Raw genomic sequence first — 203 nt, 5'->3', positions numbered from 1 at the left:
TCGGTCAGGGCCTGAATTTCATATAACGGATAGGTTTCATAGGCACGGGAAGCCAGTGCCTGCTCCTGAATCTGCTTCATCAGCCCAGCAAATGTCATCTCTTTCTCACTGTGAATCCGTACAGGAACGGTGTTAATGAACAACCCAATCATTTTATCGATGCCCGGAATATCTGCTGATCTGCCGGAGACGACACTGCCAAA

The 203-nt window shown here is 48.3% G+C and carries 1 protein-coding gene; it reads right to left on the bottom strand.

All coding sequences use genetic code 11. The features are described from left to right. Positions 1–203 (bottom strand): condensation domain-containing protein (locus HFD99_RS25490; RefSeq protein ID WP_167441131.1); only part of this gene is annotated, 203 nt, incomplete at both ends.

The sequence above is a fragment of the Paenibacillus sp. EKM301P genome, assembly GCF_011800295.1.
Classification (GTDB): domain Bacteria; phylum Bacillota; class Bacilli; order Paenibacillales; family Paenibacillaceae; genus Paenibacillus; species Paenibacillus polymyxa.
The sequence above is the reverse complement of the archived record's forward strand: the minus strand, read 5'-3'. Positions and strand labels throughout refer to the sequence as shown.